Genomic DNA, 14,019 nt, shown 5'->3' on the forward strand with positions numbered 1-14,019 from the left:
GAAATTCCAATCGAACCCGGAGATAGCTGGTTCTCCTCGAAATAGCTTTAGGGCTAGCCTCATGGGAGTCTTTTGGAGGTAGAGCACTGAATTTCCTAGGGGGCGTCAAAGCTTACCGAAGAATATCAAACTCCGAATGCCAGTAAGATGATCCATGGGAGTCAGACTGTACGAGATAAGTTGGACAGTCGAGAGGGAAAGAGCCCAGACCCGCGGCTAAGGCCCCAAAATGTGTGTTAAGTGGAAAAGGATGTGGGATTTCGAAGACAACTAGGATGTTGGCTCAGAAGCAGCCATACATTCAAAGAGTGCGTAATAGCTCACTAGTCGAGAGGTCCTGCGCCGAAAATGTCCGGGGCTGAAACACACTGCCGAAGCCTGGGGATCAGCTGAGAGCTGATCGGTAGAGGAGCATTGTTAAAGGGAAGAAGCAGTACCGGAAGGAGCTGTGGACTTTTAAGAAGAGAGAATGCCGGAATGAGTAGCGAGAGGAAGGTGGGAATCCTTCCGGCCGAATATCCAAGGTTTCCAGAGTAAAGCTGATCTGCTCTGGGTAAGTCGGGACCTAAGGCGAGGCCGAGAGGCGTAGCCGATGGACAACAGGTTGAGATTCCTGTACCACAATGAGACAGAACTGTGGGGACACGTGTGGAGAGCATGAGCCGGGGATGGAGAACCCGGCGCAAGCGGGGTAGGAGTCTGATAGGCAAATCCGTCAGGCGATCCGAAGACGTGACGCGGACCGAACAAGAGTAGGGAAGCATGTGAGCCATGCGTCAAGAAAAGCCGCTATTGTTTTCATTGTGCCCGTACCGTAAACCGACACAGGTAGATGAGGAGAGAATCCTAAGGCCGACGGGAGAAGCATTGTTAAGGAACTCGGCAAAATGACTCCGTAACTTCGGGAGAAGGAGTGCCTGGGAGACCAGGCCGCAGAGAATTGGCCCAAGCAACTGTTTAGCAAAAACACAGGTCTGTGCGAAACCGAAAGGTGAAGTATACGGGCTGACGCCTGCCCGGTGCTGGAAGGTTAAGGGGAGAGGTTAGCGCAAGCGAAGCTTTGAACTTAAGCCCCAGTAAACGGCGGCCGTAACTATAACGGTCCTAAGGTAGCGAAATTCCTTGTCGGGTAAGTTCCGACCCGCACGAAAGGCGTAATGATTTGGGCGCTGTCTCAACAATGCACCCGGTGAAATTGAAATACCAGTGAAGATGCTGGTTACCCGCGCCAGGACGGAAAGACCCCATGGAGCTTTACTCCAGCTTGATACTGGGATTCGGTATTGCATGTACAGGATAGGTGGGAGACGCTGGAAGCCATGACGCCAGTTGTGGTGGAGTCGCTGTTGGGATACCACCCTTGCAGTATTGGATTTCTAACCAGCGGCCGTGATCCGGCCGGGGGACAATGTCAGGCGGGGAGTTTGACTGGGGCGGTCGCCTCCGAAAGGGTATCGGAGGCGCTCAAAGGTTCCCTCAGAATGGTTGGAAACCATTCGAAGAGTGTAAAGGCAGAAGGGAGCTTGACTGTGACACCGACGGGTGGAGCAGGTACGAAAGTAGGACTTAGTGATCCGGTGGTATTAAGTGGGAATGCCATCGCTCAACGGATAAAAGCTACCCTGGGGATAACAGGCTTATCACTCCCAAGAGTTCACATCGACGGAGTGGTTTGGCACCTCGATGTCGGCTCATCGCATCCTGGGGCTGAAGTAGGTCCCAAGGGTTGGGCTGTTCGCCCATTAAAGCGGTACGCGAGCTGGGTTCAGAACGTCGTGAGACAGTTCGGTCCCTATCCGGCGTGGGCGCAGGAGATTTGAGAGGAGCTGTCCTTAGTACGAGAGGACCGGGATGGACTGGCCGCTGGTGAACCTGTTGGGCTGCCAAGCGCATAGCAGGATAGCCAAGCCGGGAGGGGATAAACGCTGAAGGCATCTAAGCGTGAAGCCCCCCTCAAGATGAGATCTCCCTATCGGAAGATAGTAAGACCCCTTGAAGACGACGAGGTAGATAGGGCGGAGGTGGAAGTGCAGTAATGTATGGAGCTGACCGCTACTAATCGGTCGAGGGCATGACCAAGAGCAAAGAGAGCGGGCTGGATGTTACAGCCAATGAAAGAGCTTTCAAGCGGAGGCGGAAGGTACGGATGATTTCTTGTATGCAGTTTTCAGGGTATGTGAGACACGACCTGTGAGAGCAGGGAGTGTTTTCGTTTATCCGGGGAAAAATAAAATAGGATGATCCTCCTTAGCTCAGTCGGTAGAGCACTCGGCTGTTAACCGAGTTGTCGTTGGTTCGAGTCCAACAGGGGGAGCTGGAAGACCTCATGTCAGTTTTACGACATGAGGTTTTTTGTAATTCTTCTTTTCATAATACCTTTTTCCATATATAATTCCATTAGAGAGTAAGGGAGATGATCCAATATGGCACTCTATGCGTTGGGAGATTTACATCTTAGCTTCCAGGCAGATAAATCCATGGATGTATTTGGAGGAGTATGGAAGCGGCATGAGCGCAAGATTGAAAAATATGTTAACCGCATTGTAAAGCCAGAGGATACGCTTGTGCTTACAGGAGATCATTCCTGGGGAAGAAAGCTTTCAGAGTGTGAGGAAGATCTGGCTTTTATTGAGAGACTTCCCGGCCGGAAGATTCTGCTTCGCGGAAATCATGATATGTTTTGGGATGTAAAAAAAACGGAACGATTAAATGAGGAATACAAAGAGAAGCTATTTTTCTTACAGAATAATTTTGCGGAATATCAAGACTATGCATTAGTGGGAACGAAAGGCTATACATTTGAAGGACCATTTTATCTGGATCGGTGGGGGAAAGTGGTCGGCTGGGATGAAGAAAAAGAAGTACATGCCAGGAAGTTGGTTTCCAGAGAAATGGAACGTCTCCGGCAATCCTTTTGTATGGCTCAAAAAGCAGGATATCGAAAGTTTGTTATGTTTTTACATTATCCACCCACCAATATCCTTGAAGAGACATCGCCTTTTACGGATATAGCAGAGGAATACCAGGCCGCGGCTGTGGTATATTCTCATTGTCATGGAGAGAGGCGCTTTGGCGACAGTATCCGGGGGTCATTCCATGGCATTGATTATTTTTTAGTCTCTGGCGATTATCTGAATTTCCGCCCGATACGTATCTTGCCCTGAGATGAAAGGAGGCTTTGTGATGCAAAGTAGAAAACTTACCTATTGGCTCATACTGTTTAACCCGGTTTTCCTTTTAGCCTATGCTTGGGGATGTAGATCCCTTTATCTGCTGTGCCAGTATGGGGGAGTGAGGCGGCAGGTTCCCTGGATCCTCGGCTGCGGAGGGGTGGGTATCCTATGGATCATTTTGTGGACGCTGCTTTATTTCTATCGGAGAAAGAAGAGACAGGAAGGAGCAAAGAAAAAGGCTCAGACTTCTTTTGTGAAGCGTGGGATGATCTTGCTGCTGTCAGCGGAACTAGTGGCGCTTCTGACGATCACAGGGTATTATGGGGCCAAAATTGCGGAGTCGGCCATCCCTTATAATGGGAAATTGTCCTGGAAATTACAGGAATGGAAGAACAGCTGTAAGATCAGGCTGGAGCATGATAATATCTATGAATCCGGGGTATCCGGGATATTTGAGGATTTAGGGAAGAAGGTCGCTCTTCCAGAAGAACTCTATATTATCAATCCATTTACGCTGACCTTTGACAAGGAAGGGGAAATCCAGGAGTTTTACTGCTTTTTCTACGGAAAAGACGAAAAAGAAGAAGAGCATACGTATCTGCTGGATTATAATCGGGAAAGAGAAGAGAAAATGACGGTGTGGCTGGACAATACTGGAAGTTGCGACTACTATCCCAGCAAACGTTTGAATCCGATGATCGAGGTACTGGATGCGGTGAATCTTCAGGCATTGACCGGAGGCGTGGATAATATTGGAGACGACTTGACCTTTACGATCCAATACTCTGGCTATACGGCCATTACAGATCCGACCAAGACGTATGTGTTTAACGCGAATGGCGAGGTAGTGACGGATAACTGGGAATGGCGCCCAGAAGCATACTTGATCGATCTGCAGGCATATAAAGGGGAAGATATGCTGGCAGAGATCTGGCTGGCCAATGGGTGGCGTTTGGCGGATACAACGGAAGAAGAAGCGGCTGAAAAAGAAGAGGCACAGGAAGAACTGAAGGAAATCGGCTCCTGTTATATGGACCGGGCGGACGAAAGCTGGTATTTCTATCTGAGCGAGACAAAGGGATGGCGCCTGAGGGTGCAGGATGCCGCCGCGGGGAGCAGATATTACGTGATGGATATGACAGAGGATGGAGGGGACAACTGGCAGGAGTGGAATACAGCTCCCTTTGGAGATCAGATCGGGGTGACCCGCGGAATAGAATTTTTCGACGAACAGTACGGATATATTTCTTTGGGGAACGCGTCTGGGGAGACGGCAGAGATCTATGTTACCAGAGATGCCGGAAAGACCTTTGGACAGGTCCTTCTGCCGTGGGATCAAGTGACGGACACGGCAGACAGCCAGGAAGCATATCGGTATCTGTTTCTGCCGGAAGAAACACAGGAGGGGCTTTGCATAACGGCGGCAAAGGATTCTTCCGGTCAGGGAGAACGGCTGGTCTTTATCTCCGATGACCAAGGAAATACCTGGAAGTATATGGGAAGAAGAGAAATGACCGGATCATAAAAGGATTTTGGCGGCTGCAACCTGTAGTTGCGCAGTTGCAACCGCATTTTGGTTGTTTATTTTCAGTGGAAAGTATATGCTGGTGGTGAAAGGAGGAACAAAAGATATGACCTTTGGGGAGAAGATTCAAAAGCTAAGAAAAGAGGCTGGACTATCCCAGGAAGAGCTGTCTTATCAGTTAGGAGTTTCCCGCCAGGCCATCAGCAAATGGGAGCGAGATAACGGATATCCGGAAACAGAGAAGATCATACGCATGAGTAAGATTTTCCATGTGACGCTGGATTATCTGTTAAATGAAGAGGATGAGGAAAAGACAGACCCTATAAATGAAGAAAAGGGAATCTATGTAAGCCAGGAGATGGCGGAAGGGTTCCTGGCCTATCAAAGAATGCGAATGAAAAGAATTGGAGGCGGCGCGGGAATTATGGCGGCAGGATTGGCCTTCTCCTTTTTAGATTCTGACTTGGGGATCCTTGGATTTATGCTGCTGCTTATTGTTGGTATCATGCTGCTGCTTTCAGTCCGGCTGAAGGATAATCCTTATAGAAAGCTGTGGAGAGAACCGCTTTTATTTGATAAAAAGACAAAATCCATGTTATCTGCCAGCTATGCGGATCAGAAGAAGAAAACGTACCTGGGAAATCTGGCAGGCATTGCCTTGATCGCTGTCGGGATTTTGTTCCTGCCGTTGGTGGTTCCAGTGGAATATAGTTCCCTGGACGATCTGGCTTTGGAGATGGGGATGATCCTGGCAGGAATCGGAATATTCCTCTGTATATATATGTCGGGAATTGTAAGAGCGTACCGGCTGCTGCTGAGGAATGAAGAATATGTATAGAAAGAGGAATTTAAGGGAATTATGAAGAAAATTATTATGGCGCTGGTACTGGTTTTGGGAATATTGTGCGGATGTCAGGAAAAGGAAAGCAAAGAGATCTCAGACTATGGCCAGGAATTAGAGAAGGCCCAGGAAATTACGGTAATTTCTGCCAACACGGCGAATGTTGCCGCAGTGCTTGATGAGAAAAAAGAACTGGAGAAATTTGTGGAAGAATTAAAGATTGAAAAATGGGAACTGGCTAAGGCTCCGGAAAAGGCAGAAGAAACAGGAAGTTTTTGTTTTTCTCAAGAGAAGACGGTCGAGCTTGGGGAGACGGAAACAGATGGGAAGCTGTATGATATCTGCAAGCTTACTGTATATGATGTTCCTTATATCAGTCTTGAAATGGGGAGTATCCATATGACATTTGAAATTCCAGAAGATACAGCAGAAGAATTGAATGGATATTTTTGACGCTATGAAAAACAAGGCGTGCGCTGTTTCGAAGCGCACGCCTTGTTTTTCATAAAATCGGAGAGAGTTTTTTATTTTATCTAAAATGGGTTACCTGCGGCTTTTCATCTCGATCATATCGCCAAAGATCGGGGTGGGCATTCCAAACCCTCCTGAGACTTCCATGATCTGTCCGGTGGTATAGCCGGATTCATCGCTGGCAAAATAGAGGACCGCGTTGGCGATATCTTCCGGAGAAGCCATTCGTTTGATGGGGGTATGCTTCAGGAAGAAATCCTGGAAATCCTGGGTCAGATTCTGCATAACCGCATCGGTAGCGGTCATGCCGGGAAGTACCGCGTTGCAGCGGATATTGCTTCGGGCAGCCTGAGTCGCGATCAGTTTGGTGAGATAATTGATCGCGGCCTTACTGGTACCGTAAGCGATCTGAGAAATATCAGGAACAGCCCCGCCAATAGAAGAAATATTGACAATGCTGCCTCCGCCGTTTTCTGCCATGTGGGGAATGGCGGCTTGGGAAGCGAGAAAGACACTTCCGATATTTTTGTCCAGGGTCTGGATGAATTCTTGATAATCCGTATGCTGGATATCCAGATCTTTCTGAGGATTTGATCCTCCGTAATTGTTGACTAAAATATCGATGCGGCCTTCCTTTTGGATGACTTCCTCGATCATAGAACGGTAGGTTTCCTGCTTGGAGGCATCGTTGTATACAAAGAAAGCCTGACCGCCATTTTCTTTCAGGCGATTGGCAAAAGCGGCCGCCCGCTCTTCATTCCTTGCGGCCAGATAGACGCGGGCGCCTTCTTTAGCAAAGGTCTCGGCGATAGCGGCTCCGATACCGCGTGTAGATGCAGTTACAATCGCGACTTTGTTTTCTAATCTCATATAGCAGACCTCCTTATTGAATTGGATATTATTTTTTAAGACCATTTTCTATAGTGTAGCATAGAAACAGGAGTTTGTTTGTAACTCGGTCACAATATCAGTATTTCTGATTCCGCGGATTTTAACCGAATTTGTCAAAGAGATTGGATAGAATAGGGACCTCTGCGTATGAAACTGATCTCGCCCCGAATCTTACAGCGCTGCTACGAATCTAAGGAACGCTTCCCGTCCTTCTGGGGTGCATTTGTAGACGCCTGCGTCTTCCAGAACGTGTGTGAATACGATCCCGACTTCTTTTTGCAGGATGTCCATAATGTTTTCCGGGGTGACAGAGTCATATTTAGGCAGGAAGGAGTCTACCCAGTCTGCGTGTTTCTCGATCTTTTCACAGCTTCGAATATCTTTCCCTTCCAGGATATATTCTGCCAGGATCTCCAGTTCTTCCTTTAACCGGGAGGGAAGAACCGCAAGTCCCATCACTTCGATCAATCCGATGTTTTCTTTTTTGATATGATGATACTGAGCGTGAGGATGGAAGACGCCCAGAGGATGCTCCTGGGTGGTGATATTATTCCTAAGAGCAAGATCCAGCTCGTAGTCGTCCCCGCGTTTTCTCGCGATAGGAGTAATGGTATTGTGAGGCTCTCCGTCGGTCTCGGCAAAGATAAACGCCGCTTTATCCGTATACCCTCTCCACACCTGCAGGATATGGTCGGCCAGATCGATCAGCCGTTTCTCGTCACGGCAGCGGATGCGCAGGACAGAGAGGGGCCATTTTACGATGCCGGCCTTTACATCCTCGTATCCTGGGATGGTAATTTCCTGTTCGATAGGAGCTTTGGCCATGGCAAAGGTGTAATTTCCTCCCTGGAAATGGTCATGGCTTAAGATGGATCCTCCCACAATGGGCAGATCTGCGTTAGAGCCCAGGAAGTAGTGAGGGAACAGTTTGATAAAATCGAACAGCTTCGTAAAAGCAGCCCGGTCGATCTTCATAGGAATGTGTTCTCCATTAAATACGATACAGTGCTCGTTGTAGTATACATAGGGAGAATACTGGAATCCCCATTGGCTGTTATTGATGGTAATAGGGATGATGCGGTGATTCTCTCTGGCCGGATGGTTGACGCGTCCGGCGTAACCTTCATTTTCCATGCAGAGCTGACACTTTGGATAGGAGCTGGACTTGGCGTTCTTGGCAGCGGCAATGGCTTTTGGATCTTTCTCTGGTTTAGAGAGGTTAATGGTAATATCAATCTCGCCATAGGGGCTGTCCACCGTCCATTTTAAGTCTTTTTTTACCCGGTAGCGGCGGATGTAGTCGCTGTCCTGGCTGAATTTGTAATAATAATCGGTTGCTTCTTCAGGGGAAGCAGCATATTTTTCCCAGAAGGTTTTCTGTACCTGGCTGGGTCTGGGAAGGAGACAGTTCATAAGACGGGTGTCAAACAGGTCCCGGTATACGATGCTGTCTTCCAAGAGACCTCTTTGGACTGCTTCGTCCAGCAGAGCGCCAAGGATATTTTCCAGATCCGGGCTGGAAGTGTCCACCGGTAGATCTTCATAATTATCTTCGTGAAAGAGATCCAGCAGCAGGTTAGTGGTGTAGACCCGCTCTGATTCAGGCGTCAGACCGCTTTGAATTCCATATTCTACTAATTTTTTGATATTTTCATATAACATTGAAAGATACCTCCTAAATGATTGAAAGAAACCTTTAAATTTCGTCTAGCTTGTGGGCGCCTTTACCGATATCCACAATATAGAACTCTGCTGTATGTTCGGTTTTTTCCCGGTAGGCGCTGCCGATTTCTTTTACAAATGTATCTACCGTGTCGTTTTTCACAATGCTGACGGTACATCCGCCGAATCCCCCGCCTGTAATGCGGGAACCGATGACGCCGGGCATGGCTTGAGCCAGATCTACCAGAAGATCGATCTCCGGGCAGGACACTTCATAATCTGTCTTCAAAGACTCATGAGAGTCGTTCATCAGTTTTCCAAATAAGGATATATCGTTTTGGCGGAGGGCGTTTACTGCCTGGATCGTCCGCTGGTTTTCATAGACGGCATGTTTGGCCCGCTTCTGCTGTATGGGATCTTTGATGGCGGACTTGAAGGTTTCGAATTCCTCGCAGGACAGGTCGCCAAGTGTCTGGATATCTGTCACCTTCTGAAGTTCTGTAAGGGCGGACTCACATTCCCTGCGCCGGTCGTTGTAAGCAGAGTTGACCAGGCTGTGTTTTACTTTGCTGTTGGTGATCACGATCTTGGAGTCTTCAAGCTTTACAGGGGCATATTCATATTCCAGGGTACTGGTATCCAGGAAAATGGCGTGGTCCTTCTTCCCCATTGCGCTGGCAAACTGATCCATGATCCCGCAGTTGCAGCCGTTGAAATTATTCTCGGAATCCTGGCCGATCAATGCGATTTCCGGCATGGTTATCTGGTCAAATCCAAAGGTGTCTTTCAGGATGATCCCGGTAAGGACCTCCAGGGAAGCAGATGAGGAAAGGCCGGAACCAGCCGGGATATTCCCGGAGATAGCAATGTCCAGACCGTGGGTCAGATGAAATCCTCTTTTTTCAAAAGCCCACATAACACCCTTGGGGTAATTGGTCCAAGAAGCTTCTTTGCTAGGAACCAGATCGTCCAGACTGCTCTCAAGGACACCAAGAGAAGGGAAGTTCGCGGAATAGAAGCGAAGCGCACGGTCTTCCCGGCTGCGCACGACAGCGTAAGTGCCAAGCGTGAGGGCGCAGGGGAAAACATGTCCCCCATTATAATCTGTGTGTTCTCCAATAAGGTTTACCCGGCCGGGGGCAAAATAAGCGCGGCAGCCGTCGGTGGCTCCATAAAGTGTTTGGAATTCTTCCATTAATTTTGTTAACATTTTTCCATCTCCTGTCATAAATGATTTAAGGGTTGCATCCTGATTCTGCATATTTTATGATGTTAGAAACAAAACTATCTATGTCTCCGATATCATTTAGTAATTATAATAATAGTGAGAAAAAGACAAAAACACAATAAGAATATTGAAGATAAATATGAGGATATTGAGAAAATGCAGATAGATACAGAGAAAAACCGAAAAGAGATCAAAGCACATGGAAGTTATGCCTTCCCAGTCAGCGTGGATGTGGAGCAGATTCAGGAGTATGAACAGGGGATGTTTCTGTGGCACTGGCATCCGGAGGTGGAGCTGACATGGGTCATGTCGGGAGAAGTGGAGTATCATGTCAATGACAGCCAGTATGTTTTAAAAGAAGGGGAGGGACTTTTCGGCAACAGCAACGCCCTCCATTCCGGCTGCCGCAGAGACGGACAGGACTGCACATATCTGTCTGTGACCTTCCACCCAAGGTTCCTTTATGGAGAGGAAGGAAGTATCCTGTATTCCAAATATGTAAGGTTTATTACAGAAGATAACCGGTGGCCCTCCTTGAAGCTGGAGCAGACGGCTGCCTGGCAGCGGGAGATCCTTGAGCGGATGGAGGAAATCTACCAATTGTCTAAGGAAGTGCCGGAGGATTATGAGATCCAGATGCATTTGCTGCTGGTGGAGATCTGGCAGAGACTGTACAAGTATTTTGTCTCTCTGCCGGAGAGAGAAAGCGGTTCCGGGAGAGAGCTTCAGAGATTGAAAGATATGATCTCCTATATAGAGGAACACTATGCCCAGGAGATCCGCCTGGATGATATCGCGGCTCACGTGAATATCTGTAAAAATGAATGCTGCCGCTTCTTTAAGAAGCATATGAAAATGACGATCTTTGATTATATTTTATTTCTGAGGATACAAAACAGCCTGGCTCTTCTCAGGGAGGGAGAGAGCATTACCCGTACGGCAAGTTTGGTGGGATTTTCCAGTCCTGCCTACTATGGGCAGATCTTCCGCAGATATATGAAATGTACCCCCAGAGAATATCAGAAGGGAGACCGGAGTCTCCCTCTTAAGTAGTATATTTACGGATCCTTAAGGGCACGTGTAAGGAAGCTGCAAGAGCCTGACAGGCCTGGATCTCTTCTTGGGGCAGTACATCTACAATGGTGAAACGGACGTCAGGGATCTGTTTGGAGGCTTTTACAGCGAAATCCAGCATCGCGTCATATGCGTCCGGGAACTTAGGTCTGGTAACGTTTGTGTAAGCTTCTTTATCCGGGGCGTTCAGACTAATGGAGACACAGTCTGCTACCTGGGCAAGTTCAGGAACGATATCCCGTCCGTGTTCCAAACTTCCAAGGCCATTGGTATTGACCCGGATGGAAAGGCCAAAGGTATCTTTGGCGTAACGGGCGGTATCGATCAGAGTCTCAAGGGCACAGGTGGGTTCCCCGTAACCGCAGTAGACCAGCTCTTTAAAGCCATGGAAGTCAAAGGCATCCATGGCCTTTTTGATCTCATCGGGGGTGGGATCCTGTTTGTGCCAAAGGGATGTGGCGTCTCCGATCGCGTCCTCGTGGCTGCGGATGCAGAAGGTACAGCGGCAGTTGCAGCGGTTTGTGATGTTTGCGTAAACTTGATCTTTATAAGTGTACAGAATGTCGGCCATGTGATAACACCTCTTTCTTAAAATATATCTATTGTTCTGCCAAAGTTATCTCTGGTACAAGAAGCGCTGGGCTTTTGATTTGAGATGTACTTTATCCAGGGAAGCTCCAAGGAACAGGAAGATCACGGCGCTTCCAATGGACTGGACCGCGCTTCCGGCCAGAGAAACCAAGGGAGCAACAAAAGAGCCAAACAAGATTCCCTCAGCCAGATAATATCCCGCGGCGGAGATCACCGCGCTGACAAAAGGCGCGGCCAGGTTCCGCCTGGATAGGATCCGGCCCTCACGGCTGGTAAAAGGCAGGACGATCAACATCTTGATGATGATCGTGGCGGGGGCCCACATAGGAGAAGTCAGAAGGTCTGCAAGCCCTCCGCCAAGAGCCGCCGCGGCAAGAGCGTAGGGCCTTGGCAGCAGTACAGCGGCCAGATAGATCAAGGCGTCTCCAAAGTGGATGTATCCGCCGTTGGCGCCATAAGGAATATGGAACAGCCAGGCAGTCATAATGGTGATCATAGCGGCGAACAGTCCTGTGAAAGCGATGAGCACCGTTGGTTTTGTATCAGTTTTCATAGGAATCAGCCTCCTTCTTAAGAGTTTTGAACTGGTTCTCTTCCGGGATCAGAAGAGACAGGTATTTTTCATAGTTGATGCCATCATTGCGGGGAATCTTTTCTTTGACCGTGTCGGCCAGGGCCATTTCCAGAAAGGTTCCAGCCATTCGGATGACAGAGCAAAGATCATTTCCTCTGGCGGCGCCTGCGGCCAGACAGGAGGCGAAGAGATCGCCGGTACCGGAATAGCTTCCGCCGATATGGGGGAAAGCCAAAAGCTGGCTGTCTGTCTCTGTGACATACAGATTCCCCATCTGTTCCGCATTCTGGGAGTCCACAAACTGGATGCCGGTCACGATCACATGCCGGGGGCCGTGACTGCACAGAGAACGGCTAAGTTCTGTGATCCTCTCTGAAAGGGCTTGGATTTCTTGTATGCCTGCCAGGTCCTTGTAATCAGAATCTGTCAGAAGACAAAGTTCTGTCAGGTTTGGAGTGATGATATCTGCCGTCAGTGCCAGCCGCCGCATTTCGCGAAGGAGAGGCGGGGTAAACAGATCATAGGTCTTGCCGTTGTCGCCCATGACCGGATCTACAAGAAGAAAATTATCCGGGGAGCCAAATGTATCAATAAAATGGAAAATCTGCTGAATCTGTCTTTCGCTGGCGACAAATCCTGTATAAATTCCATCAAAACTCTGCCCCATTTTTTCCCAGTAACTTCGGAATATTTCCATTTTGTCTGTATAATCATCGCAATAATAATCAGGATATCCTGTCTGGGCGGTCAGGACCGCTGTGGGAAGGGGACATGGCTGGACCCCCATGGCGGAGATGACAGAGATAGCGGCCGTCAGAGAACAGCGGCCGAACCCGGACAGATCATTGATCACTGCAATTTTTTTACTCATGGTAGCAATCTCCTTTTTGTTTTATAGCAATCATAGCACCAAAGTGGATAGATTAAAAAGACCAGATATGACAAAAATGACCAGGCCAGTTGTGAGAAAAACAGAAATGGAATAATTTGAAACAGGATCAGGGAATCACGATTCGATCAGTTTGGCCAAATAGCGGAAAAAGGCCTCTGTCTCCTCTTCCACAGAAAGAGTTCCCTGGCGCTTTTTTTCCATTGCGTTATAGAGCATACTCTGAAAGATCAGGGAAGTAAGCTCACTGTAAAAATAGAGTTTCTGATCTGCGGGAACCGCGGAGGTGTCTGGAAGGTCGATCAGTTGAAAAGATTTGATATTGCGCTGGATAAAATCAGAGGAGGTCATAATGTCCAGAAAGTCTTCAGTGACGCCCTTAAGATTATCCGGGAAAAGCTCATAGTATAGCTCCAGGGACTGATCTACCGTTTCATGGGAAAATTCGCCAAAGAATATCACATGAAATACTTCTGGATAAGTGAAGGCATGGCGGCAGAAACATTCCCAGCAGCCATAGAAGCGTTCTTCTGGAGAAGCAGAGTCGTCCACATATGCAGAAAGATCAGTTACATACTGGTTTAGGTATTTGATAGAAGTAAATAATACCAGATGGTTTATATTTTCAAAATAATTGTACAAAGTTGCAATATTATAACCGGCTTTGTCAGCCACCTCCCGGACGGTCAGCTTATCAACGCCCTTTTCGGCAATGATATCTTCGGCCGCCTGGATAAAATATAAAATAGTCCTTTTTTTCTGCAGATCTCTGTTTTTTTTGCTTTGCTCCATAGGCCCTCCTTATATGTCTCTTTTACAAATTATATCATGAATTTTGTGAAAAACAAACAACAAAAAAGTGTAAACAAATAAATAATATAAACATGTTTACAAAATTGAAATGTTATGGTAGACTTCAATAAGAATGAGAGACGGCCGTAAATTGGATACCTGCCGGAAGCGCTCTGCCCGCTTTTTGCCGGGAAAATGCTGGATTCTTTCCCAGGTCTGGATGGTTACAAAATGATCTTCGCAGGATGGCTTGCTGTAACGGTGGTTGGTATCGTACTGGTAGTTATCTGGCTGAGGATGACGAAAGA

General features: G+C 47.9%; 12 protein-coding genes, 1 tRNA gene and 1 rRNA gene (1 of these 14 only partly in view). 7 read left to right on the forward strand and 7 right to left on the reverse strand.

Annotated elements, in window-relative coordinates; genetic code table 11:
* From FND36_03270 to FND36_03295, 6 genes are all read left to right on the forward strand, one after another.
* Positions 1 to 2,080: ribosomal RNA gene (locus tag FND36_03270) — 23S ribosomal RNA — on the forward strand (it extends 819 nt beyond the left edge of the window).
* A gap of 161 nt (positions 2,081 to 2,241) precedes the next feature.
* Positions 2,242 to 2,314 (forward strand) — tRNA-Asn (locus FND36_03275).
* Between the two features lie 109 nt (positions 2,315 to 2,423).
* Positions 2,424 to 3,164, forward strand: coding sequence for a metallophosphoesterase (locus FND36_03280; protein ID QDW73144.1), 741 nt, complete (start codon positions 2,424 to 2,426; stop codon positions 3,162 to 3,164).
* 19 nt (positions 3,165 to 3,183) lie between these two features.
* Positions 3,184 to 4,698 carry a hypothetical protein gene (locus FND36_03285; protein ID QDW73145.1) on the forward strand — a complete coding sequence of 505 codons (1,515 nt, stop codon included), beginning with the start codon at positions 3,184 to 3,186 and terminating at the stop codon, positions 4,696 to 4,698.
* Between the two features lie 76 nt (positions 4,699 to 4,774).
* Positions 4,775 to 5,536 carry a helix-turn-helix transcriptional regulator gene (locus FND36_03290; GenBank protein QDW73146.1) on the forward strand — a complete coding sequence of 254 codons (762 nt, stop codon included), beginning with the start codon at positions 4,775 to 4,777 and terminating at the stop codon, positions 5,534 to 5,536.
* Positions 5,537 to 5,557: 21 nt separating this feature from the next.
* On the forward strand, positions 5,558 to 5,992 hold the full coding sequence (locus FND36_03295) for a hypothetical protein (GenBank protein ID QDW73147.1): 435 nt from the start codon (positions 5,558 to 5,560) through the stop codon (positions 5,990 to 5,992).
* A gap of 90 nt (positions 5,993 to 6,082) precedes the next feature.
* On the opposite strand, the gene FND36_03300 is transcribed toward FND36_03295, so the two are convergent.
* The 3 genes from FND36_03300 to FND36_03310 all read right to left on the reverse strand — a co-directional run bounded on the left by FND36_03300 (position 6,083) and on the right by FND36_03310 (position 9,773).
* Positions 6,083 to 6,880, reverse strand: coding sequence for an SDR family oxidoreductase (locus FND36_03300; GenBank protein ID QDW73148.1), 798 nt, complete (start codon positions 6,878 to 6,880; stop codon positions 6,083 to 6,085).
* Positions 6,881 to 7,072: 192 nt separating this feature from the next.
* Positions 7,073 to 8,563: a UDP-glucose--hexose-1-phosphate uridylyltransferase gene (gene galT / locus FND36_03305; protein ID QDW73149.1), complete on the reverse strand. Its 1,491-nt coding sequence runs from the start codon at positions 8,561 to 8,563 to the stop codon at positions 7,073 to 7,075.
* A gap of 34 nt (positions 8,564 to 8,597) precedes the next feature.
* The gene (locus tag FND36_03310) at positions 8,598 to 9,773 is read right to left on the reverse strand and encodes a galactokinase (protein QDW73150.1); all 1,176 of its coding nucleotides are present in this window, start codon (positions 9,771 to 9,773) and stop codon (positions 8,598 to 8,600) included.
* A gap of 165 nt (positions 9,774 to 9,938) precedes the next feature.
* On the opposite strand from FND36_03310, the gene FND36_03315 reads away from it, so the two are divergent.
* Positions 9,939 to 10,844, forward strand: a complete 906-nt coding sequence (locus tag FND36_03315; GenBank protein QDW75524.1) for a helix-turn-helix domain-containing protein — start codon at positions 9,939 to 9,941, stop codon at positions 10,842 to 10,844.
* Here FND36_03315 and FND36_03320 read toward each other — a convergent pair.
* From FND36_03320 to FND36_03335, 4 genes are all read right to left on the reverse strand, one after another.
* A complete protein-coding gene (locus FND36_03320; protein ID QDW73151.1) occupies positions 10,837 to 11,436 on the reverse strand; it encodes a TIGR04100 family radical SAM protein in 600 nt (199 codons plus the stop codon). The genes FND36_03315 and FND36_03320 overlap by 8 nt on opposite strands.
* A gap of 45 nt (positions 11,437 to 11,481) precedes the next feature.
* Entirely contained in the window at positions 11,482 to 12,009 is a 528-nt protein-coding gene (locus FND36_03325) for a TIGR04002 family protein (GenBank protein QDW73152.1), read from the reverse strand.
* Positions 11,999 to 12,901: a pyridoxamine kinase gene (locus tag FND36_03330; protein ID QDW73153.1), complete on the reverse strand. Its 903-nt coding sequence runs from the start codon at positions 12,899 to 12,901 to the stop codon at positions 11,999 to 12,001. The genes FND36_03325 and FND36_03330 overlap by 11 nt, the downstream gene beginning before the upstream one ends.
* 135 nt (positions 12,902 to 13,036) lie before the next feature.
* A complete protein-coding gene (locus FND36_03335) occupies positions 13,037 to 13,711 on the reverse strand; it encodes a TetR/AcrR family transcriptional regulator (GenBank protein QDW73154.1) in 675 nt (224 codons plus the stop codon).
* Between the last annotated feature and the right edge of the window lie 308 nt (positions 13,712 to 14,019).

The sequence above is a fragment of the Lachnospiraceae bacterium KGMB03038 genome (assembly GCA_007361935.1).
Taxonomy (GTDB): Bacteria; Bacillota; Clostridia; order Lachnospirales; family Lachnospiraceae; genus Massilistercora.

Bases quoted from the DNA above. Each gene is read 5' to 3' on its own strand.
- FND36_03280 (QDW73144.1), top strand. From the start codon at position 2,424: ATGGCACTCTATGCGTTGGGAGATTTACATCTTAGCTTCCAGGCAGAT.
- FND36_03285 (QDW73145.1), top strand. From the start codon at position 3,184: ATGCAAAGTAGAAAACTTACCTATTGGCTCATACTGTTTAACCCGGTT.
- FND36_03290 (QDW73146.1), top strand. From the start codon at position 4,775: ATGCTGGTGGTGAAAGGAGGAACAAAAGATATGACCTTTGGGGAGAAG.
- FND36_03295 (QDW73147.1), top strand. From the start codon at position 5,558: ATGAAGAAAATTATTATGGCGCTGGTACTGGTTTTGGGAATATTGTGC.
- FND36_03300 (QDW73148.1), bottom strand. From the start codon at position 6,880: ATGAGATTAGAAAACAAAGTCGCGATTGTAACTGCATCTACACGCGGT.
- galT (QDW73149.1), bottom strand. From the start codon at position 8,563: ATGTTATATGAAAATATCAAAAAATTAGTAGAATATGGAATTCAAAGC.
- FND36_03310 (QDW73150.1), bottom strand. From the start codon at position 9,773: ATGTTAACAAAATTAATGGAAGAATTCCAAACACTTTATGGAGCCACC.
- FND36_03320 (QDW73151.1), bottom strand. From the start codon at position 11,436: ATGGCCGACATTCTGTACACTTATAAAGATCAAGTTTACGCAAACATC.
- FND36_03325 (QDW73152.1), bottom strand. From the start codon at position 12,009: ATGAAAACTGATACAAAACCAACGGTGCTCATCGCTTTCACAGGACTG.
- FND36_03330 (QDW73153.1), bottom strand. From the start codon at position 12,901: ATGAGTAAAAAAATTGCAGTGATCAATGATCTGTCCGGGTTCGGCCGC.
- FND36_03335 (QDW73154.1), bottom strand. From the start codon at position 13,711: ATGGAGCAAAGCAAAAAAAACAGAGATCTGCAGAAAAAAAGGACTATT.